The sequence below is a fragment of the Rhizobium sp. RU33A genome, assembly GCF_900156055.1.
Lineage (GTDB): Bacteria > Pseudomonadota > Alphaproteobacteria > Rhizobiales > Rhizobiaceae > Allorhizobium.
On sequence record NZ_FTMQ01000001.1, the window covers coordinates 428,233 to 448,027 of the forward strand.

The 19,795-nt window shown below is 61.2% G+C and carries 19 protein-coding genes and 1 tRNA gene; 16 read left to right on the plus strand and 4 right to left on the minus strand.

Going from position 1 to position 19,795, the window contains the following annotated elements:
* The first annotated feature begins 417 nt into the window (after positions 1-417).
* The 4 genes from BW978_RS02155 to BW978_RS02170 all read left to right on the plus strand — a co-directional run bounded on the left by BW978_RS02155 (position 418) and on the right by BW978_RS02170 (position 4,263).
* Entirely contained in the window at positions 418-1,851 is a 1,434-nt protein-coding gene (locus BW978_RS02155) for a sensor histidine kinase (RefSeq protein ID WP_244551897.1), read from the plus strand.
* Positions 1,852-1,966: 115 nt separating this feature from the next.
* Positions 1,967-2,043, plus strand: a tRNA-Arg gene (locus BW978_RS02160).
* 287 nt (positions 2,044-2,330) lie between these two features.
* Positions 2,331-3,371: a 4-hydroxyproline epimerase gene (locus BW978_RS02165; RefSeq protein WP_076391793.1), complete on the plus strand. Its 1,041-nt coding sequence runs from the start codon at positions 2,331-2,333 to the stop codon at positions 3,369-3,371.
* 157 nt (positions 3,372-3,528) lie between these two features.
* Entirely contained in the window at positions 3,529-4,263 is a 735-nt protein-coding gene (locus BW978_RS02170; protein ID WP_076391795.1) for a Crp/Fnr family transcriptional regulator, read from the plus strand.
* 3 nt (positions 4,264-4,266) lie between these two features.
* Here BW978_RS02170 and BW978_RS02175 read toward each other — a convergent pair whose 3' ends face one another.
* The gene (locus BW978_RS02175) at positions 4,267-4,695 is read right to left on the minus strand and encodes an RbsD/FucU family protein (protein ID WP_076391797.1); all 429 of its coding nucleotides are present in this window, start codon (positions 4,693-4,695) and stop codon (positions 4,267-4,269) included.
* Entirely contained in the window at positions 4,679-5,923 is a 1,245-nt protein-coding gene (locus tag BW978_RS02180; protein ID WP_076391799.1) for an ROK family transcriptional regulator, read from the minus strand. The genes BW978_RS02175 and BW978_RS02180 overlap by 17 nt, the downstream gene beginning before the upstream one ends.
* A gap of 230 nt (positions 5,924-6,153) precedes the next feature.
* Between BW978_RS02180 and BW978_RS02185 the strand changes: the two genes are divergently transcribed.
* From BW978_RS02185 to pyrC, 9 genes are all read left to right on the plus strand, one after another.
* Positions 6,154-7,179, plus strand: coding sequence for a sugar ABC transporter substrate-binding protein (locus tag BW978_RS02185; RefSeq protein WP_076391801.1), 1,026 nt, complete (start codon positions 6,154-6,156; stop codon positions 7,177-7,179).
* Between the two features lie 140 nt (positions 7,180-7,319).
* A complete protein-coding gene (locus tag BW978_RS02190) occupies positions 7,320-8,402 on the plus strand; it encodes an ABC transporter permease (protein ID WP_076391803.1) in 1,083 nt (360 codons plus the stop codon).
* Positions 8,402-9,184, plus strand: a complete 783-nt coding sequence (locus BW978_RS02195) for an ATP-binding cassette domain-containing protein (RefSeq protein WP_076391805.1) — start codon at positions 8,402-8,404, stop codon at positions 9,182-9,184. Before BW978_RS02190 ends, BW978_RS02195 begins: the two co-directional genes overlap by 1 nt.
* The gene (locus BW978_RS02200) at positions 9,181-9,804 is read left to right on the plus strand and encodes a nucleoside/nucleotide kinase family protein (protein ID WP_076391807.1); all 624 of its coding nucleotides are present in this window, start codon (positions 9,181-9,183) and stop codon (positions 9,802-9,804) included. Before BW978_RS02195 ends, BW978_RS02200 begins: the two co-directional genes overlap by 4 nt.
* A 202-nt stretch (positions 9,805-10,006) precedes the next feature.
* Positions 10,007-10,402: a response regulator gene (locus BW978_RS02205; protein WP_076391809.1), complete on the plus strand. Its 396-nt coding sequence runs from the start codon at positions 10,007-10,009 to the stop codon at positions 10,400-10,402.
* A 17-nt stretch (positions 10,403-10,419) separates the two neighbouring features.
* On the plus strand, positions 10,420-10,914 hold the full coding sequence (locus BW978_RS02210; protein WP_076391811.1) for a putative pterin-binding protein: 495 nt from the start codon (positions 10,420-10,422) through the stop codon (positions 10,912-10,914).
* Positions 10,911-13,172, plus strand: a complete 2,262-nt coding sequence (locus tag BW978_RS02215) for an ATP-binding protein (protein ID WP_244551866.1) — start codon at positions 10,911-10,913, stop codon at positions 13,170-13,172. Before BW978_RS02210 ends, BW978_RS02215 begins: the two co-directional genes overlap by 4 nt.
* A gap of 17 nt (positions 13,173-13,189) precedes the next feature.
* On the plus strand, positions 13,190-14,275 hold the full coding sequence (locus BW978_RS02220; protein WP_054149095.1) for a response regulator: 1,086 nt from the start codon (positions 13,190-13,192) through the stop codon (positions 14,273-14,275).
* 66 nt (positions 14,276-14,341) lie between these two features.
* Positions 14,342-15,379, plus strand: coding sequence for a dihydroorotase (pyrC, locus tag BW978_RS02225; RefSeq protein ID WP_076391815.1), 1,038 nt, complete (start codon positions 14,342-14,344; stop codon positions 15,377-15,379).
* A gap of 69 nt (positions 15,380-15,448) precedes the next feature.
* Here the strand turns inward: pyrC and BW978_RS02230 are convergent, their stop codons facing one another.
* Positions 15,449-15,604, minus strand: a complete 156-nt coding sequence (locus BW978_RS02230; RefSeq protein WP_069042418.1) for a DUF3096 domain-containing protein — start codon at positions 15,602-15,604, stop codon at positions 15,449-15,451.
* Positions 15,605-15,733: 129 nt separating this feature from the next.
* On the opposite strand from BW978_RS02230, the gene BW978_RS02235 reads away from it, so the two are divergent.
* The 3 genes from BW978_RS02235 to BW978_RS02245 all read left to right on the plus strand — a co-directional run bounded on the left by BW978_RS02235 (position 15,734) and on the right by BW978_RS02245 (position 18,060).
* Positions 15,734-16,426 carry an orotate phosphoribosyltransferase gene (locus tag BW978_RS02235; RefSeq protein WP_076391817.1) on the plus strand — a complete coding sequence of 231 codons (693 nt, stop codon included), beginning with the start codon at positions 15,734-15,736 and terminating at the stop codon, positions 16,424-16,426.
* Positions 16,427-16,504: 78 nt separating this feature from the next.
* Entirely contained in the window at positions 16,505-17,431 is a 927-nt protein-coding gene (locus BW978_RS02240) for a carbohydrate kinase family protein (protein WP_076391819.1), read from the plus strand.
* Positions 17,432-17,541: 110 nt separating this feature from the next.
* Positions 17,542-18,060: a hypothetical protein gene (locus tag BW978_RS02245; protein ID WP_139330273.1), complete on the plus strand. Its 519-nt coding sequence runs from the start codon at positions 17,542-17,544 to the stop codon at positions 18,058-18,060.
* 81 nt (positions 18,061-18,141) lie between these two features.
* Here BW978_RS02245 and pgi read toward each other — a convergent pair whose 3' ends face one another.
* Positions 18,142-19,770, minus strand: coding sequence for a glucose-6-phosphate isomerase (gene pgi, locus BW978_RS02250; protein ID WP_076391823.1), 1,629 nt, complete (start codon positions 19,768-19,770; stop codon positions 18,142-18,144).
* Between the last annotated feature and the right edge of the window lie 25 nt (positions 19,771-19,795).

The following is a 19,795-nucleotide window of genomic DNA, read 5'->3' on the forward strand; positions in this document are numbered from 1 at the left end:
CGGTGTGCGGCCCTTCTTGGATGTGCAAATTGCAACAGCGTTTTGGTTCGTCGCACGGGTGAGCGCCGCCGGGCGCATGTATCCGAACGTGCGCGGCTTATAGTGTCAGGGCGCACAGGAGTCAATCAGGCGGCTTTTTGGCCTCTATCTGGTGAATAAAGGCGAAAAACCGCGTCTCGCCACACATCCGCCACGCCGGCTCCATCGTTAATACTGGTGAGTATGCCGAGAACATGACCAAACTTTCATGTTCCTTCGCGGCTTTCGCGTGATACGCATGAGAAGACAGCTTCACACTGACGTGAAGTCGTGCCGGAAGGCGCCATAATTGGGGCAGGCCGGGACGTCAAGGAATGAGGGCCGATGCTCGACCGGCAGGACAATCATCTGCAGGCCGACCTCTCCGGGGGGTATGCCATGCCGTCCCGCATCAGGGGACTATCCGGCAAGCTCCTGTGGCTGACAATCGCCTTCGTCATGCTGGCTGAAATCCTGATCTTTGCACCGTCCGTTGCCACGATGCGCCAGCGCTGGCTGCAGGACCGGCTTAACACGGCGGCTGCCGCCGGAGTGGTGATCGATGGACTCCAGCCGCTCGAACTGCCCCGTGGTGTTCAGGAAGATACACTGACGACCACGGGTACGAAGGCCATCGTGCTTCGCAAGGACGGCACCTCACGCTTGCTTGCCGTGACCGAGATGCCAAGCGAAGTGGACGCTGCCTTCGACCTCTCGGATTACTCTGAGCTCGGATCGATCCGCGACGCCTTCTACACACTGTTCTTCGGCGGTGACCGCCTTTTGCGCGTCTACGGCCCCATCGCGGAGGGCAGTGACGTCATGGTCGAGATCGTCATGGACGAAGCGCCGCTGCGCAAGGCCATGCTCGGCTATGCCCGCAACATCCTCTTCATCTCCTTGATTATTTCCGTTATTGCTGCAGTGCTGATGTTCCTGGCGATCAATCGCGTGATGATCATGCCGGTGAGGCGTCTGGCCCGCAGCATGCAGGTGTTCGCGGAAAATCCTGAAGATCCCACCCGCGTGTTGCCACCGACCGTCGGAAATGACGAGATCGCGGTTGCGGGGCGTCACCTTTCACGGATGCAGGACCAGTTGCAGAAGACGCTGCGCCAACAGAAGACGCTCGCTGACCTTGGTCTCGCCGTCTCCAAGATCAATCACGACATGCGCAACATCCTGGCTTCGGCTCAGCTGATGTCCGACCGTCTGGTCGATGTCGATGATCCCCTGGTGAAGAGCTTCGCCCCCAAGCTCTTGCGGACCATAGATCGCGCCGTCGGCTATACCAGCGAAGTTCTCTCCTATGGCCAGACCTCGGAAGCCGAACCGCGCCGTCGCCGCTTCCTCTTGTCGGAAGTCTGTCAGGAGGTTCGGGATCTCCTGCATCTGAGCCACGAGGCGGGTATCGAATTCGTTGACACGATCGGTCCTGACATCGAGGTGGACGCTGATAGCGAGCAACTCTTTCGCGTCATTCACAACATCTGCCGCAACGCCATCCAGGCGCTGGCCACGTTCACGCCCGACGATCCCGAGCATGTCCGGCGCATCACCGTATCCGCCCAGCGAACCGGTTCTGTCGTAGCCATCGTCATCGACGACACTGGCCCCGGCATGCCGCGCAAGGCGCGGGAGAATCTGTTTACTGCCTTCCGTGGTTCGGCACGGTCCGGCGGCACGGGCCTCGGCCTGGCGATTGCCCGCGAGCTTGTGATCGCCCATGGTGGAACGATCGCGCTTGTGGAAAAACCGGGTCCCGGCACTATGTTCCGCGTCGAAATCCCAGACAGGCCAGTGGCTCTCGACGATTGGCGCGCCCGCGCCTGAGGCCGTCCGGCGAGCCACGTGACAGGAAAATGACTCTTTTTTCGAAAAGGGCGCTTGCATTCCGGATCATCCCGCTTTAGAGGATCGCCAACGCCGACGGACAGTCGGCTGGCACGCACCCGTAGCTCAGCTGGATAGAGCACCAGACTACGAATCTGGGGGTCAGGAGTTCGAATCTCTTCGGGTGCGCCATTTCCTCTCCTTTTCATGATTGCATGGTCGTCGGCGTAAGCTGACCAAGGGCAAGATCATTCCCGTGAAGCTCCGTGCGGCTTAATCGCGGGTGATCGCCAAAGCTGCTTTTACAAACACGCAATAAAAGCACTTGGATATCTCGTTCCCCTGATTTAACAGGGCGCCGGCAACGTTGCAGGTCGCCACCTGTGATGTATCCCCTTGAGATGTCGCATAAGCTTGTGCTCTTGAAGGGCAGGGGCCCGTTTTCGCGACGGGCTGGTCGACCGTCATGGGGGAATGACATGAGATGGAAGCGCACTCTTCAATTGCTCGACGTTCACGCCGAGGGTGAAATCGGCAAGGTCGCCGTCGGCGGCGTGCCGAAGATCCCGGGTGATACCGTGGCCGAGCAATTGCTGTGGCTCAACACCGATCCCAAGGGCGAGGCGCTGCGGCGCATGCTGGTGCTTGAGCCGCGCGGCGCGCCGATCGGTTCCGTCAACCTGCTGCTGCCGCCCAAGAACCCCGCGGCCGACGCCGCCTTCGTCATCCTGCAGCCGGACCAGGCCCATGCGAGTTCGGGATCGAATTCGATCTGCGTGACGACGGCTCTGCTCGAAAGCGGCATGGTCGAAATGCAGGAGCCCGAGACGATCGTCATGCTGGAAACGGCAGCCGGCCTCGTCAAGGCGACGGCTACCTGCCGCGACGGGCGCTGCGAGCGCGTCAAGCTCACCATGGTGCCGTCCTTCGTGCACGAGCTGGATGTGGCGCTCGACACCGCACGATGGGGCCGTATCACCTTCGATCTGAGCTATGGCGGCATCTTTTACGCGCTCGTCGATGTCGGTCAGGTCGGTCTCACCATCGAGAAGGGCAATGCCCGCGCTCTGGTGGACGCTGGCATGATCCTGAAAGAAGAGATCAACCGGAAGATCCCGGTGGTCCATCCCGAGATCCCGGCGATCTCGGGCGTGGCCTATGTCATGTTCCGTGACGTCGATCCTGACGGTGCAATCCGCACCTGCACCACGATGTGGCCGGGGCGCGTCGATCGCTCGCCGTGTGGCACCGGCAATTCGGCCAATCTCGCGACGCTCCATGCGCGTGGCAAGGCGAAGGTTGGCGACGTGATGCTGTCTCGGTCGATCATCGGCTCCGAATTCGAGGTCGGATTCTCGGCCCTGTCGGAGGTGGCAGGGCGTCCCGCCGTGATCCCGACGATCAGCGGTCGCGGCTTCACTTTCGGGCTGCATCAGGTGGCGCTCGATCCCTTCGATCCCTTCGAGCGGGGCTTTGCCCTCACCGACGTCTGGGGGCCGTCATCGGGTTCCATCGGTTGACTCTTGGGCACCGGTCTCTGCATTGTTTCAAATTGAATGAAATTCGATGCTATACGGTAGCCGAATTGTAAGGGTCTTGGTTTCCGGCATCTTGCTAAGCATCAATGCCGGCGAATAAGTAAGCTCCAACGTCATGAACGCGACAAGTAATCCGTAAATGAAAGCAAACGCTACGACAGGCTCCGCCCTGCCGCTTCCGGCAACCACGCTTCCGACACTGCGCGGATGTGCCATTTTTTCTGGTCTCACGCCGGAAGAGGACCGCGAATGGCTTTTGCGCTGCCATTCGCGCACGCTGAGTGCCGGCGAAAGTCTGGTCGACTTCGAAGATGTGTCCAAGGACGTCTTCATCGTCCAGACGGGCGAGATCCGCGCCGTGCTGCGCTTCTCCGTCGGTAAGGAGGCTATTCTCGGCAGCTTCAAGCGCGGCGACATCCTCGGCGAACAGTCCGCCATCGATGACATGGCCCGTTCCGCAAGCCTGATGGCCGTCAGCGACGCAACGGTGACCGTGATTCCCTGCATCGTCTTTCTCGACATTCTGCGGCAGAGATCGGACGTCGCGCTGGCGCTGCTGCAGCTTCTGTCGAAGCGTATCCGGGCGATGAACGACCGTTTGTCCGAGCTGTCCTTCCTCGACACCAAGCACCGCCTTTACAACACGCTGCTCAGGCTTTCGCGCGTGCGCAACGACGGTGGTCGCGAACGCATCATTTCGCCGCCGCTGGTGCATGCGGAATTGGCCGAACATATCGGCGCGAGCCGCGAAACGGTGTCGCGTGAAATGTCGAGACTGGCGCGCGAGCAGTTGGTCGAGCGCACCAGCCGTGCCATCGTTCTGAAGAACCCAGTGGAACTGTCCCGACGGATCTCGCGCGCCCTCGAAGGCTAAGCCTTATGGGTAGATGACGCCCTTGCGCAGGATGACATTGGCGTAGAGGCGCGGCTCACCGGTCTGCACGACCGTATGGGCGGCCTTGACCCGGTTGTAGAAGTCAGCGCCGATCAGCTTGGTCACCGGTACCTTCGGCTCGTGGCGGACGCAGCAATCGATGATTTCCTGATGCACCGGATCGACCTGATCCGGCTTGCCCCCGACGACAGACCGAAAGATCGCCTCCGGCACGAAATCGTCGACCGGCATCACGCTGAGGATGGCGTTCAAGACCGGGACCAGCGCATGTCCATCCAGACGCACGAGGCGCCTTGCATGTTCGAGCGCCGGGTAGTTGCCGTCGACGATGGCGATCTCGTCGCCATGGCCCATGGCGCGCAGGGTGGCGAGGAGTTCGGGACTCAGGAGGGGATCAATGCCCTTCAGCATGGGTGGTATCCTTGAACAGTACGGTTTGATCGATAAGGTAACGGTCGAAGATCGGAAGGCTGGCACCGCCGATGGCCCGGGCCTGGTCGCCGACCTCGCCCTCGACGATGTCGGGAATGACCACGCCCTGGAGGTCGAGACGGTTCATCGCCTCAATGGTGGCGTTCACCAGGCGATGGCGCACCCAGGCGGGGAAGCCGCCGTCGATGATGGCGGCGGCAAAGTCGATGATCGATGCAGCGGCGACCACGGCCTGAGCCAGCGCCGCAGCCGTATCCTGGATCCAGATCTCCAGCGGTTCGCCGAAGTCGATCCATTCTTCCGCTGCATACCAGAGCGGTTGCGGATCGAGCCCACGCTCGCGCAATAGGTTCTCGAGCACGAAGATCGAGGCGATGTCGAGAAGCTGGCGTGTCTCGCCGTGCTTGTCGCGCACGGGGAGGGGCCCGATCGCGCCCGCAGTCCCGGTGCGGCCGACAAAGAGCGCGGAATTGACGACGATACCGCCGCCGATGAAGGAGCCGATGTAGAAGTAGACGAAGTCGGGATAGCGCTGGCCGGCGCCGAAGACGAGTTCCGCACCGCAGGCGCTGGTCGCGTCGTTGCGCAGGTAAACGGGATGCGACATCCGTGTTTGCACCTCGACCTGAAGGTCGACATGCCGCCAGATATCCATGGCACCCTCGGGCGCGCCGACTTCCTCCGCCCAGTTCCAGAGCTCGAAGGGGGCGGCAATGCCGATTCCGGCGATGCGTGCCCGCGTGTTCTCGTCCATTTCAGCTTCCATGGCGGCGATGCCGTCGCAAATGAAGGGCAAGAGATGGTCGGGGTGCGGGTAGCGGTAGGTCCGATGCCGCTGCTTGCTGATCTTGCCGGCGAAATCCATCAGCACGAGATCTGCGCTGCGGCGGCCGATTTTCACGCCGAAGGAAAAGACCGCTTCCGGATTGATGAACATCGGGACGGAGGGCTGGCCAACGCGGCCGCGGATCGGTTCGCCGCGCATCAGCAACTCGTCGCTTTCGAGCGAGCGCATGATGACCGAGACAGTCTGGGCGGAAAGACCGGTAAGGCGTGCGATATCTGCCTTCGAGCAGCCTGGATTCTGCCGCACCAGCGATAGCACCAGCCGCTCGTTGTAGGCGCGCACACGAACCTGGTTAGAGCCGCCGCCGGCGCTCACCCTGGGCGCCGGTTCCGCCAGTCGTGCATGATCATCATGTGACACTTGAGGTCGCTCCTCCCGACCGCTTCCATTTACGAAAGCCCCCGCAGAATGTCACACCGATTTAATAATTCAACTGGATTTATTTATTGACAGCCGAAATGTTCTGATGTTCTAAATGGGGTTGTGGAGGAGTGGGTGCCTGATGGCGCCCGATCGGATTGCCAAGGGCGATCCGTGCCGAAGCATTGCGGCCGGAGGAGCTGGCCGCCACCATTCGGGAGGATACCAATATGAAAAAGTCTCTGATCACTGCTGCCCTGTCGACCCTGGCCCTCGGCGTTGTTTTCGCCGCCCCGGTACAGGCCGCCGACGTTTCCGCCTGCCTCATCACCAAGACCGACACCAACCCCTTCTTCGTCAAGATGAAGGAAGGCGCGACCGCCAAGGCTGCTGAACTCGGCGTGACCCTGAAGTCCTATGCCGGCAAGATTGACGGCGATTCGGAAAGCCAGGTTGCCGCCATCGAAACCTGCATTGCCGATGGCGCAAAGGGCATCCTGCTCACCGCATCCGACACGCAGGGCATCGTTCCGGCCGTCCAGAAGGCTCGTGACGCGGGTCTCCTCGTCATCGCCCTCGACACGCCGCTGGAGCCGATCGACTCCGCCGACATGACCTTCGCGACCGACAACCTTCTCGCCGGCGAACTCATCGGCAAGTGGGCTGCAGCAACCCTCGGCGACGCTGCCAAGGACGCCAAGATCGCTTTCCTGAACCTCACCCCCTCGCAGCCGTCGGTCGACGTCCTGCGTAACCAGGGCTTCATGAAGGGCTTCGGCATCGACACCGTCGACATCAACAAGATCGGCGACGAAACCGATCCGCGCATCGTTGGCCATGACATCACCAACGGCAATGAAGAAGGCGGTCGCACCGCGATGGAAAACCTTCTCCAGAAGGATCCGTCCATCAACGTCGTTCACACCATCAACGAACCGGCAGCTGCCGGCGCATATGAAGCGCTGAAGGCCGTCGGCAAGGAAGGTGACGTTCTGATCGTGTCGGTCGACGGCGGTTGCCCGGGCGTCAAGAACGTGGCCGAAGGCGTCATCGGTGCCACCTCGCAGCAGTATCCGCTGCTGATGGCATCGCTCGGCATCGAAGCGATCAAGAAGTTCGCCGACACCGGTGAAAAGCCGGCTGCCTCCGAAGGCAAGAACTTCTTCGACACGGGCGTCGCTCTCGTCACCGACAAGCCGGCAGCTGGTGTCGAGTCGATCGACACCAAGGTCGGCACCGAGAAGTGCTGGGGCTGATCTAAACTCCCGCGCCTGAACTGAAACGTCGGCGGGAGTTCGTCTCCCGCCGCTAGGCGCAACGCCCGGCCTTTGCGCGGCGGCAGGCCGGGCGTATCCTTCATGTATAATACTGAGACCAACGGCAGGGAGGATGACCCATGCAGCCGGCCAATCCCGAGACGCGGACCACGCAAGAATTTGAGAAGGTCCTGTCGTCAAGTTCGACCGAAGTCGCCTCGTTCGACCGTCATGAGAAGAGCGCCCTCGAGCGCTTCCAGCATTTTCTGCATTCGAGCCCGGCAGCCGTAGCGCTGATCGTGCTTGTGCTGTCGATCGCCGTCTTTGGCCTCATTCTCGGCGGCAAGTTCTTCTCCGCCTTCACGCTGACCCTCATTCTCCAGCAGGTCGCCATCGTCGGCATCGTCGGAGCAGCCCAGACGCTGGTCATCCTGACGAAGGGCATCGATCTCTCGGTCGGCGCCATCATGGTGCTCTCCTCGGTGGTTATGGGCCAGTTCGCCTTCCGCTACGGCCTTCCTCCCGAGCTTGCCGTGATCTGCGGTCTCGGCGTCGGCGCATTCTGTGGCTTCATCAATGGCGTGCTCGTGGCGCGCATGAAGCTGCCGCCCTTCATCGTGACGCTCGGCATGTGGCAGATCGTGCTTGCTACCAACTTCCTCTATTCCGCCAACGAGACGATCCGCAGTCAGGACATCGACGCCAATGCGCCGATTCTCAAGTTCTTTGGCGAGAACATCCGCATGGGCGGCGCGGTGCTGACCTATGGCGTTGTCGCCATGGTGCTCCTCGTTGCGCTCCTCTGGTATGTGCTGAACCACACCGCCTGGGGCCGCCATGTCTATGCGGTCGGCGACGATCCGGATGCGGCGGAACTCGCAGGTGTGAATGTCAAGCGCATGCTGATCTCCGTCTACACGCTGTCTGGCCTTATCTGTGCACTCGCCGGCTGGGCCCTGATCGGCCGCATCGGCTCGGTTTCCCCGACCGCCGGACAGTTCGCCAACATCGAGTCCATCACGGCGGTGGTGATCGGCGGCATCTCGCTCTTTGGCGGGCGTGGCTCGATCCTTGGTATGATCTTCGGCGCGCTGATCGTCGGTGTCTTCCAGCTCGGCCTGCGTCTGATCGGCACGGACCCGCAATGGACCTATCTCTTGATCGGCGTTCTCATCATCGCCGCCGTGGCAATCGACCAGTGGATCAGAAAGGTAGCAGGCTGATGACCCAGGAACCCATTCTCACAGCCCGTGGCCTGGTCAAGCGTTACGGCCGTGTCACCGCCCTCGATCAGGCAGACTTCGATCTCTATCCAGGCGAAATCCTCGCCGTCATCGGCGACAACGGGGCCGGCAAGTCTTCGCTGATCAAGGCGATTTCCGGCGCTGTAGTGCCGGACGAGGGCGAAATCCGTTTGGATGGCAAGCCAGTGCAATTCCGCACGCCGATCGAGGCGCGCAAGGCCGGCATCGAGACCGTCTACCAGAACCTCGCTCTGTCGCCGGCGCTGTCGATCGCCGACAACATGTTCCTCGGGCGCGAACTGCGCAAGCCGGGCGTCATGGGCAGCCTGTTTCGCAAGCTGGATCGTCCGGCGATGGAGAAGATCGCCCGCGACAAGCTCTCCGAACTCGGCCTGATGACCATCCAGAACATCAACCAGGCGGTGGAGACGCTCTCGGGCGGCCAGCGCCAGGGCGTCGCGGTGGCACGTGCTGCAGCTTTTGGATCGAAGGTTATCATCCTCGATGAGCCGACGGCCGCACTCGGGGTCAAGGAAAGCCGCAAGGTGCTCGAACTGATCCTCGACGTCCGCTCGCGCGGCCTGCCGATCGTGCTGATTAGCCACAACATGCCACATGTCTTCGAGGTGGCCGATCGCATCCACGTTCACCGGCTCGGAAAGCGTCTCTGCGTCATCAATCCGAAGGACTACACCATGTCGGATGCCGTTGCCTTCATGACCGGCGCCCGTCCGGCCCCAGAGGTTGAGCGCGCCGCATGACGCCGGTGCTGGATGATCTGATCGCCGAGATCGAGCGGCGGGCGCAGGATGGCGTCCGCCTGCTCGTCGGCGTGGCTGGACCGCCTGGTGCGGGAAAGTCGACGCTGGCAGATCGCCTGCACAAGATACTCGTTGAAAGGGGCCACCGCAGCGCGGTCCTGCCGATGGATGGCTTCCACCTCGACAATGCAATCCTTGAAAAGCGCGGCGATCTTGCCCGCAAGGGCGCTCCGCATACCTTTGACATCAGGGGGCTTGGCGATCTCCTGAGGGCCGTCAAGGCAGGCGGCGAAGTCTTCACGCCCGTCTTTGATCGTGATCGCGAACTCGCCATCGCCGCCGCCCGATGCATTGATGCGGAAGATCGCATCGTTATTGCCGAGGGCAATTATCTGTTGCTCGAGCAGGGACGTTGGGCGAGCCTGGCGGATCTCTTCGACCTCACCGTCATGGTCGCGCCGTCGATCGACGAACTCGAGCGTAGGCTCGTGGCACGCTGGACCCACTATGGTCTCACAGCGGCACAGATCGAAGCGAAAGTGGAAGGTAATGATTTGCCCAATGGCAGGCTCGTCATCGAGCGCAGCGCGGCGGCCGATTTCACCTTCGATACGTTCTGAACTCGCTCGTCTCAGGGCATAGTCGAGCCTACGAAAATTCTTAAGTTCTAATTAAATGTGCCATCGGTAAAATTGTACCGGTTTGGTTCAGCGAATTTCAGCCTCCCCCTGATACAACTCCTCCATGAAAGGTTAACGCAGTTCCCGTCCGGCCTGGAAGGCTGACGGAGCCCGGGCTGGGCGTGTTCATGGGGGTTTGGAAATGGCCATACTAATCGTCGAAGACAATCCGACCAATGCGATGATCATCAAGCATCTCGCAAGAAAGGTCACCGTTGAGGAGATCAAGGTTGCTGGCGACGGCAACACGGCTCTGATGCTGTGTCATGCCGAGAATTTCGAAATGCTGATTGTCGACCACCTGCTGCCGGGCATGTCCGGGCTTCAGTTCGTCAAGGCCGTACGCCTGATGGACCGTTACCGTGATGTTCCTGTGGTGATGGTGACGGCGGACGACGAGCCGCGTCTGCGCGAGGAAGCAAGGGCCGCGGGTATCACGGACTTCCTGCACAAGCCGGTTGAAGCGGTCGCCTTCCGGAAGCTGCTTTCGGATCATCTCGGCGCGGGCGCCGTGCATCCTGAACTGCGTTCGGCCTGATCGGAAGGAGTTGCACCATGAAGAGCATTACCACTGCGATCCTTGCGATTGGTCTCTCTGCGACGGCCGCCCTGGCGCTGGAAGCGCCGAGCGGTCCGGTCGTACTGACGGTGACAGGCAAGATCTCTAACACCAATTCCGGTGACGTCGCTCAGTTCGACATGGCGATGCTGGAAAAGCTGAAAGGCCGCAAGGGCGAGATGGAAACGCCCTGGACGACAGGCAGGGTCACCTTCGAAGGTCCGCTCCTGCGCGAGATTCTCGCGGCCGTCGGTGCGACCGGCACGAGTCTGAAGGTCCGCGCCTTGAACGACTACGCCGCCGATGTGCCGGCCGAAGACGCCAAGCTCGACACGATCCTCGCCACCAAGATTGATGGCAAGCCGATGTCGATCCGCGACAAGGGCCCGCTGATGCTGGTCTATCCATTCGATCTGAATGCAGACCTGTTCAACGAGAAGTACTTCTCGCGGTCTGTCTGGCAGATCAAGGAAATCGAGGTCGGCCAGTGACATTGACAGGCGCCAAAGCACGGAAATTTGCAGGCGGAGGCACCGTTGCCTTCGTCCTGCAGACCGTGTCTGCGGTGCTTTTGATTGTGCTTCTAGTTCTATTTGTCGATATCGCGCGCCAGTACCGGATCATGGAGGATGGCGTCCGCGAAAATTCGCTCTGGTCGGTCTATCAACTGGACCGCGAAGTACGACAGTTCAGTCATAGCCTGAGCAGCGCGAAAGCCGATCCACAGGATCCGCAACTGCTCAACGATCTGTCCCTGCGCTACGACATCCTCTATTCCCGCGTCTCGATCCTCGATCAGGCGAAGTTCGGGACCTATTTCTCCGGCGACGAGCTTATTCGCGGCTACATCGCCGCCGTGACGGAAGGTGTCCGCAAAGTCCAGCCGATCTTCGATGACTACGCGGCCGGGACAGTGCCAAGTTCCCAGCAGTTGAAAGAGCTCGACACAGAGCTGGTGTCCATGGGGCGCGTGGCAGAGGATTTCCTGCTCTATACCAACACCCGTGTCAGCCATGAGCGGGCCGATAGCCGGTCAACGATCCTCAACCTGGAGCGAACCTCCACCGTCATGCTGACCCTGCTGATGGTGTCGGTCGTCTTCCTCGTCGTCACGCTCAATCGACAGCTTCGCTCGGTCCGTCAGTCGAGCCACGAATTGCAGGTCATGGCGAGCCAGTTGAGCGAGGCCTACGAAGCGGCTGATGCCGGCAACCGCGCGAAGTCGCAATTCATGGCCACCATGGGCCACGAGATCCGGACGCCGCTGAACGCGATCCTCGGCATGTCGGAACTGCTCGAGCTATCGGAACTGCCCGACGACACGATCCAGAGCGTCAAAACTATCCGCTCGTCTGGCGAGGCATTGCTCGAGATCATCAACGAGATCCTCGACTTCTCCAAGATCGAGCACGGCAAGCTGGAGCTGGAGGAGCGTGCCTTCGACGTCTGCGCGCTTGCTGAAAGCACGGTCAGCATCATCCGCGGCCGCGCCGATGATCACGAGAATACTGTGATCCTCGACCTGCCGGATTCCCTCCAGGCACTCTTCGTCAAGACCGACCCGACCCGCCTGCGTCAGGTTCTGCTCAATCTGCTGTCGAATGCCGTCAAGTTTACCCATCACGGTACGGTGACGCTGCGTCTGCGCGACTTCTACCGCGAAGGCAAGCTGATGATCCGCTTCGAGGTGGAAGATACGGGCATCGGCATCGACGAGGCGGGGCTCGACAAGCTCTTCAAGCCCTTTTCTCAGGTCGATGCCTCGATCAGCCGTCGCTATGGCGGCACCGGTCTCGGCCTCACCATCTGCAAGCAGATCGTCGAAAAGCTCGGTGGTGAGCTTGGCATGAGCAGCACGGTCGGTGTCGGCTCGATCTTCTGGTTCGAATTGGGCGTTGTCCCGGTCACCCGCGAAGAAGCGAACGGTCTCGCCGCTCAGGTTGTCGTCGAAGAGACGTTGCCGCGATGCCGCATCCTGTTGGTCGAAGACAACAAGGTGAACCAGATTGTCGCCACTCGTTTCCTGGCGCGCCTGGGCCAGGATGTCGAGATTGCCAATGACGGTGCGGAAGCCGTGTCCATTTCTCGCGAGAAGCGCTTCGATTTGATCCTCATGGACATGCAGATGCCTGTGATGGACGGCATCGAGGCGACGAAGCGCATCATTGCCGAGCGTGGTCCCTCTGCCGATGTGCCGATCATTGCCATGACTGCCAACGCATCTGACGACGATCGACGCCGTTGCCTTGATGCGGGCATGCAGGGATTTGAATCCAAGCCAGTGACACTTGAGAGATTGAAGAAAATGATTGCCCATGCCACGTCTTCCGCACGCGAAAGCGCGGCGGCAGCGGCCACGACGACGGCCCCCCAGAAGCTTGAATTGCCTGAGCTCGATCTTGCGGATATCCCGCTTCAGGCCATGCCCGCCCTCGGCATCGAGGGACTGGACGAAGCGCGTCACGCCGAACTGGTGGATGCCCTGGGCGAAGAGGTGTTCCAGGAACTGGTGGAATCCTTCTTCGACGATGCGTCCAGTCTGCTCGATGAGCTGAACGAGGCCCTTCGCCGCAACGACCCTGAGAAAATCGACCGTGTCCTGCACACCATCAAGGGCGCAGCCTCGAATGTCGGCTTGAATGATCTGGCCGTAAAGGCCCACGCGCTGCGCAGCCAGAGACCGGCTGCCGCGGATATCGAAATGCTGGGCGAGGAAATTCTCGCTCTGAAATTCAAACTGGTTGCCTGAGAAGCACGGAGGCGTTCATGCGTATTTTGTTGGTGGACGACAACAGCACCAATCTGAAGCTCCTGACGAAGCTCGTCGGTAAGCTCGATCACTGCGAAGCCTTGCCTTTTGCGAGCCCCGATTCCGTGCTGTCAGCCCTGCCGGAGCTCGATTTCGACATTGCCATCATCGATTACCAGATGCCGGTGTATAACGGGGTGGAGCTCTATACGGAGATCGTCCGTTTCGAGAAATATGCCAACGTCCCGGTGATCTTCGTCACCGCCGACAAGGACATGACGACCCGCATGGCGGCTCTCAATGCCGGTGCGATCGATTTCCTGACCAAGCCGGTGAACCCGGTCGAGTTTCAGGCGCGTGTGCAGAATATCGTCAGCCTTTCCCGTGCCCGTCGCCAGCTGGCCGACCAGGCCGAGTGGCTTCGCCGTGAGGTCGAACGTGCCGTGGGCGAACTGCGCGAACGCGAGCAGGAGATCATCCATCGCCTGACGCTCGCTGCCGAGTACAAGGACCCGGAGACGGCCCGCCACACACTGCGCGTCGCTGCCTATTCGGAAGCGATCGCGATCGAGCTGGGTCTGCCGAGCCATGTCTGCCACGACATCCGGCTGGCGGCTCCCATGCACGACATCGGCAAGGTCGCGATGCCCGACACGGTTCTTTTGAAACAGGGCCGCCTGACGGAAGCCGAATATCGCCAGATGCAGTCGCATGCGGAGATCGGTAGCGACATTCTCGGGCGCTCCCGTTCCTCGCTTCTGCAACTGGCCTCTGAGATTGCCGCCAGCCACCATGAGCGCTGGGACGGACAGGGCTATCCGAACCGTCTCGTGGGGACCGCAATCCCGATCTCCGGGCGCATCGTTTGCGTTGCCGACAACTTCGACGCTTTGACGACGGAACGCCCCTACAAGCCGGCCTGGAGCTTCGAGCGCACGGTCGAGCATATCCTCGGCCGCGCTGGCACCCAGTTCGATCCGGATTGTGTGGCCGCCTTCGAGCGGGCGCTTCCGCGGATCCAGGCGATCATGGAGCAGGATCGCCGCGAGCAGATGGAGGAAGCAGAAAAGACGATCGTGTCAGCGAACGAACGGGTCGCCTGATCCTTTGATCCGGCGGGATGGACATGCTAAGGGCGGCGAGTTCTCGTCAAGCCGGAGGCTCGCCCCATGTCATCCCTCACCATCCGCCGCCCCGACGACTGGCACCTGCATCTGCGCGATGGTGCGATGCTGGAAGGCGTGATCGGCGACACCAGCCGCCACTTCGCCCGTGCGATCATCATGCCGAACCTCGTGCCGCCGGTGGTGACGACCGATGACGCGCGAGCCTATCGGGAGCGGATCCTGAAGGCGGTGCCGCAAGGCGACCGCTTCGAGCCGTTGATGACGCTCTATCTCACAGAGCATACCGATCCCGATGACGTGGAAGAGGGCAAACGCTCCGGCCTGATCACGGCGGTGAAGCTCTATCCTGCCGGTGCAACGACCAATTCCCATGGTGGCGTGCGCGACATGGAAAAGGCCATGCCCGTTCTGGAGCGCATGGCCAAGGTCGGGCTGCCGCTCTGCGTCCATGGCGAGGTGACGACGCCCGAAGTCGACATCTTCGACCGCGAAAAGGTCTTTATCGACACGGTTCTCGATCCGCTGCGCAAGCGCCTGCCGGAACTGAAGGTCACGATGGAGCACGTGACCACTGAAGACGGCATCGAGTATATCCGATCGGCCGATCGCAATCTGGGCGGCTCGATCACCACGCATCACCTGATCATCAACCGCAACGACATTCTCGTCGGCGGCATCCAGCCACATTATTACTGCCTGCCGGTCGCCAAGCGCGAGAACCATCGCCAAGCGCTGCGCAAGGCCGCCGTCTCCGGCGATGCCAGGTTCTTCCTCGGTACTGATAGCGCGCCGCATGTCGACCCGCTGAAGGAATGCGCCTGCGGCTGCGCCGGCATCTATACCTCGATCAACACCATGAGCTGCCTCGCCCATGTCTTCGAACAGGAGAATGCGCTCGATAGGCTCGAGGCCTTCACCTCGCTGAACGGCCCGGCCTGGTACGGCCTGCCAGTCAACGAGGAGACGATCACGCTAGTCAAGCGCGAGGAGCCGGTCGAATTCCCGGGCAAGATCTTCACAGGCGCCGGGCCGGTGACGGTCTTCAATCCGAAATTCCCGCTGCACTGGAATGTCGCCTGAACGGAAAAATGCCTCGCTGATAACGCGAGGCATTTCTTTGAAGGCGTGGAGGGGCTGAAACAGCCTGCGTCAGGTTCCGAGCGAGCCGAGCTGCGGCCAGAGGCCAAGCACGCCGATGACGATGAGATAGATCGCGACCACATAGTTCAAAAGGCGCGGCATGATGAGAATGAGAATGCCGGCGATGAGAGCGATGAGCGGCTGAATGACGAGCATGTTGTCCATGGAGATTTGTCCTTCGTGGATGGTGAGCCGTAAAGATCTGTCGAGGCTGATTGTTCCATGCCACGCCCATCTGGCGGGTCGCCCGGCTTGCTGCTATTGCCGAAGAAACCAGAAAGACAGGAGCGCCCGATGATCCAGACCCCCTTCACCGACCCCGCCGTGATGGCCGAACTCGTGGCGAAGATGCTCTGGGAGATCAAGGCGGTGCATTTCAATGCGGCCGAGCCCTACAAGCTCTCGTCCGGCATGAAGAGCCCTGTCTATATCGATTGCCGCAAGCTCCTCTCCTATCCGCGCGTGCGCTCCACCGTCATGGATTTTGCCGCAGCGACGCTCATGCGCAATGCCGGCTTCGAGCAGTTCGACTGCATCGCGGGTGGCGAGACGGCGGGTATTCCCTTCGCAGCACTTCTCGCCGATCGCCTCGGTCTGCCGATGATCTATGTGCGCAAGGCCCCGAAGGGCCATGGCCGCAACGCCCAGATTGAGGGCAACATGCCGGAAGGATCGCGCGTCCTCGTCATCGAGGATCTGACGACGGCCGGCGGCAGCATGTTCAAGTTCATTGATGCCATCAGGGCAGCCGGCGGCGTGGTCGATCACGGCATCGCGCTCTTCTTCTACGGCATCTTCCCCGAAGCTCAGCAACGCTTCCATGATGGCAAGGTGAAGCTCCACTACATCGCCACCTGGCGCAATGTCCTGGCCGTTGCCCGCGACCAGAAACTGTTCGACGAGAAGACGCTGTCGGAAGTCGAGGCCTTCCTCGATGCCCCGCTCGAATGGTCAGGGCGAAATGGTGGGATTTCGTCGCTCGCCTGAGCAAATGCTCGCAGTCGCTCTGGAAATAAGAGGCGAATTGGTTTAAATCGATTGAAACTGATACCTTGGGAGGTCGAGATGATCCTGTGTTGCGGCGAAGCGCTGATCGACATGTTGCCCCGCGAAACCACGCTCGGCGAGCGGGCCTTTTCGCCCTATGCTGGCGGTGCGATCTTCAACACGGCAATTGCGCTCGGCCGCCTCGGCATCGAGACGGGCTTCTTCACAGGCCTGTCGGACGACATGCTGGGCGACATCCTGCGCGACACGCTGAAATCCTCCGGCGTCGATTTCAGCTATTGCGCCACGCTCTCGCGTCCCTGCACGATCGCGCTCGTCAAGCTGACGAACGGCCAGGCATCCTATGCCTTCTACGACGAAAACACGGCCGGCCGGATGATCACCGAAGCCGATCTGCCCGTGCTCGACGACAGCTGTGAGGCCCTGCATTTCGGCGCGATCAGCCTGATTCCGGAACCCTGCGGCTCGACCTACGAGGCGCTGATGACCCGCGAGCACAAGACCCGCGTCATCTCGCTCGACCCGAACATCCGCCCCGGCTTCATCAAGGACAAGGCCGCCCACCAGGCCCGCATCGCCCGCATGGCCGATATGTCCGACATTCTGAAATTCTCTGACGAAGACCTCGACTGGTTCGATCTGCCAGGCACCCAGGACGAACGCGCTGCCTATTGGCTGACGCGCGGCGCCAAGCTCGTGGTGCTGACCAAGGGCGCGGAAGGGGCGACAGCTTACACCGCCAATTTCAAGGTCTCGGTGCCCTCGAACAAGGTCGAAGTCGTCGACACCGTCGGCGCGGGCGATACGTTCGACGCGGGCATTCTGGCTTCGCTCAAGCGTCAGGGACTGCTGACCAAGGAGAAGGTTGCGACGTTGTCGGAAGAGGCGGTGCGAGAGGCGCTGACCGTAGGAGCGAAGGCCGCAGCCGTGACCGTGTCGCGGGCAGGGGCTAACCCGCCGACGGCGGCTGAGATCGGGTTCTGAGGTAGGCACTACTGCTCTTCGAATCTCAGTAACCCAGTTTGTAGCGTTTATTGGTGCTCATGTCGGCTGCCCTGTAGTGTCCGGCGGCAATGTCTGAATGAGATCGTGTGGTGTTTGGACACGAGTTTTTACCATCGCCAGATTGGGTTACCGGCAGCAGACCGTACGCAGTTGCTTTAGGAGCACTCGGCGCCGGCGCGGCTTACTCGAGTGTGCGGCGGTTCCTAAATGCGCCGCCGACTACCAATCGTCATCGGATCATCGCTGATTTGCTGGCGGGGCCGGGTTTCTTCCTGTCTTTGGACAAACGGAAAAAGATTAGCCTCGCGCTCGTTCCGCTCGCCGGTTTCGCAGCGGGATACGTATCAATTTCTCAGCTGCTGCCGATGTCCATTACGTTTGCCATGGGCAGGCAGACCGAGCGGACATACGAGGTTGATCGAGTTGAGCAAGATGAAGCCTGCAGATACGCTGTCTATTTGCGTGGCATGCCGTTCGGTCGAAACCCGCTTTGCGGCTTGCCTGAGTGGTTTCGCATTTCACTTGAGCCAGGGGACACCCTCTTCATCAAAGGGACAGGGTCAGCCGTGGGCATCTTTGTCGATACCGTGCGCGTTTCTCCGAAATAGGTGACGTCGTCACACCGAAGTTAGCTAAGCCATTTCAGCGGAGGCTCCGGAGCGCACTGAGTGTGGCCACCTACGCGCAACTTACCCCCGCTTCCGCTCCGAAAGCGCCGAGACAAGCCCGACCGTCGAGCTATCGTGCCCTGTGGCCGCAACCTTCCCCTGCACCACCGGCAACAATCCCGTCGCCAGTTCCTTGCCAAGCTCCACGCCCCACTGGTCGAAGGAATTGATGCGGAAGACGACGCCTTCGACGAAGACGCGGTGTTCGTAGAGCGCGATCAGACGGCCCAGCGTGAAGGGGGTCAGCTGCTCGTAGACGAAGGTGATCGACGGGCGATTGCCGGAGAAGACGCGGTGCGGGGCGAGGAAGTCGGCTTCTTCGTCGGCAACGCCCTTGGCGGTCAGCTGGCTTTTGGCTTCGGCAAGCGTGCGGCCCTTCATCAACGCTTCCGACTGCGCCAGGCAATTGGCGATCAAGAGTTCGTGCTGGTGGCGGAGTTCCGGCTCGAAACCGTTGGCGGCAATCAGGAACTCGGCCGGGATCACGCTCGTGCCCTGGTGGATGAGCTGGTAGAAAGCGTGCTGACCATTCGTGCCGGGCTCGCCCCAGACGACGGGACCGGAGGCACCCTGGACCGGTTTGCCGTCGATCGTGACACTCTTGCCGTTCGATTCCATGTCGAGCTGCTGCAGATAGGCCGGGAAGCGCGCGAGGCGCTGGTCATAGGGTAGGATCGCGCGCGTCTGGTAGCCGAGAACATTGCGGTGATAGACGCCGAGTGCGCCGAGCAGCATCGGCAGGTTCTGGCGGAAGGGCGCATTGCGGAAATGCTCGTCCATGGCATGGCCGCCGGCGAGGAAGTCGCCGAAATTGTCAGGCCCGATCGCGATCATCAGCGGCAGGCCGATGGCCGACCAGATCGAGTAGCGCCCGCCGACCCAGTCCCAGAAGCCGAAGACGCGGGATTGATCGATGCCGAAGGCGGCGACCTTGTCGAGCGCGGTGGAGACGGCGCAGAAATGGTGGCCGACGGCCGCTTCCCCGAGCGCACCGGCAATGAAGGCGCGCGCCGTCTGGGCGTTGGTCATCGTCTCGATGGTGGTGAAGGTCTTCGAGGCGACGATGAAAAGCGTGGTCTCGGGTGCAAGCGTCTTCAGCGTATCGGCGATATGGGCGCCGTCGATGTTGGAGACGAAATGCAGGCGCGGGCCGTCATGGAAGGGCGAGAGCGCAAGCGTCGCCATGACTGGCCCGAGATCTGAGCCGCCAATGCCGATATTGACGACGTCAGTGATCGCCTTGCCGGTGGCACCCTTCATCTCGCCAGAGCGGATTCCCTCGGCGAATTTGCCCATGGCGTCGAGCACGCCGTTGACGTCAGGCATGACATCGCGCCCATCGACGAGCACCGGGCGGTTTGAGCGGTTGCGCAGCGCGGTGTGCAGCACGGCGCGGCCTTCGGTGAAGTTGATCGGCGCGCCCGAAAACATCTGATCGCGCTTTTCGGCGACCCCGGCAGTCGCCAGCAGCTGCTCGAGCTGATCGAGCACCTCGTCGTTTACGGCGCATTTGGAGTAATCCATCATGAGGTCGTCGAACGAAGCGGAAAACCGGCTGAAGCGCTCAGGATCGGCGGCAAAGGCGGCGCGCAGGTCTTCGGCATGGGTGGCGGCGACCGTGCTCGTCAGCGTGTCGATGATGGATTGCATCGGAATGTCCCTGGTTCGACGATGA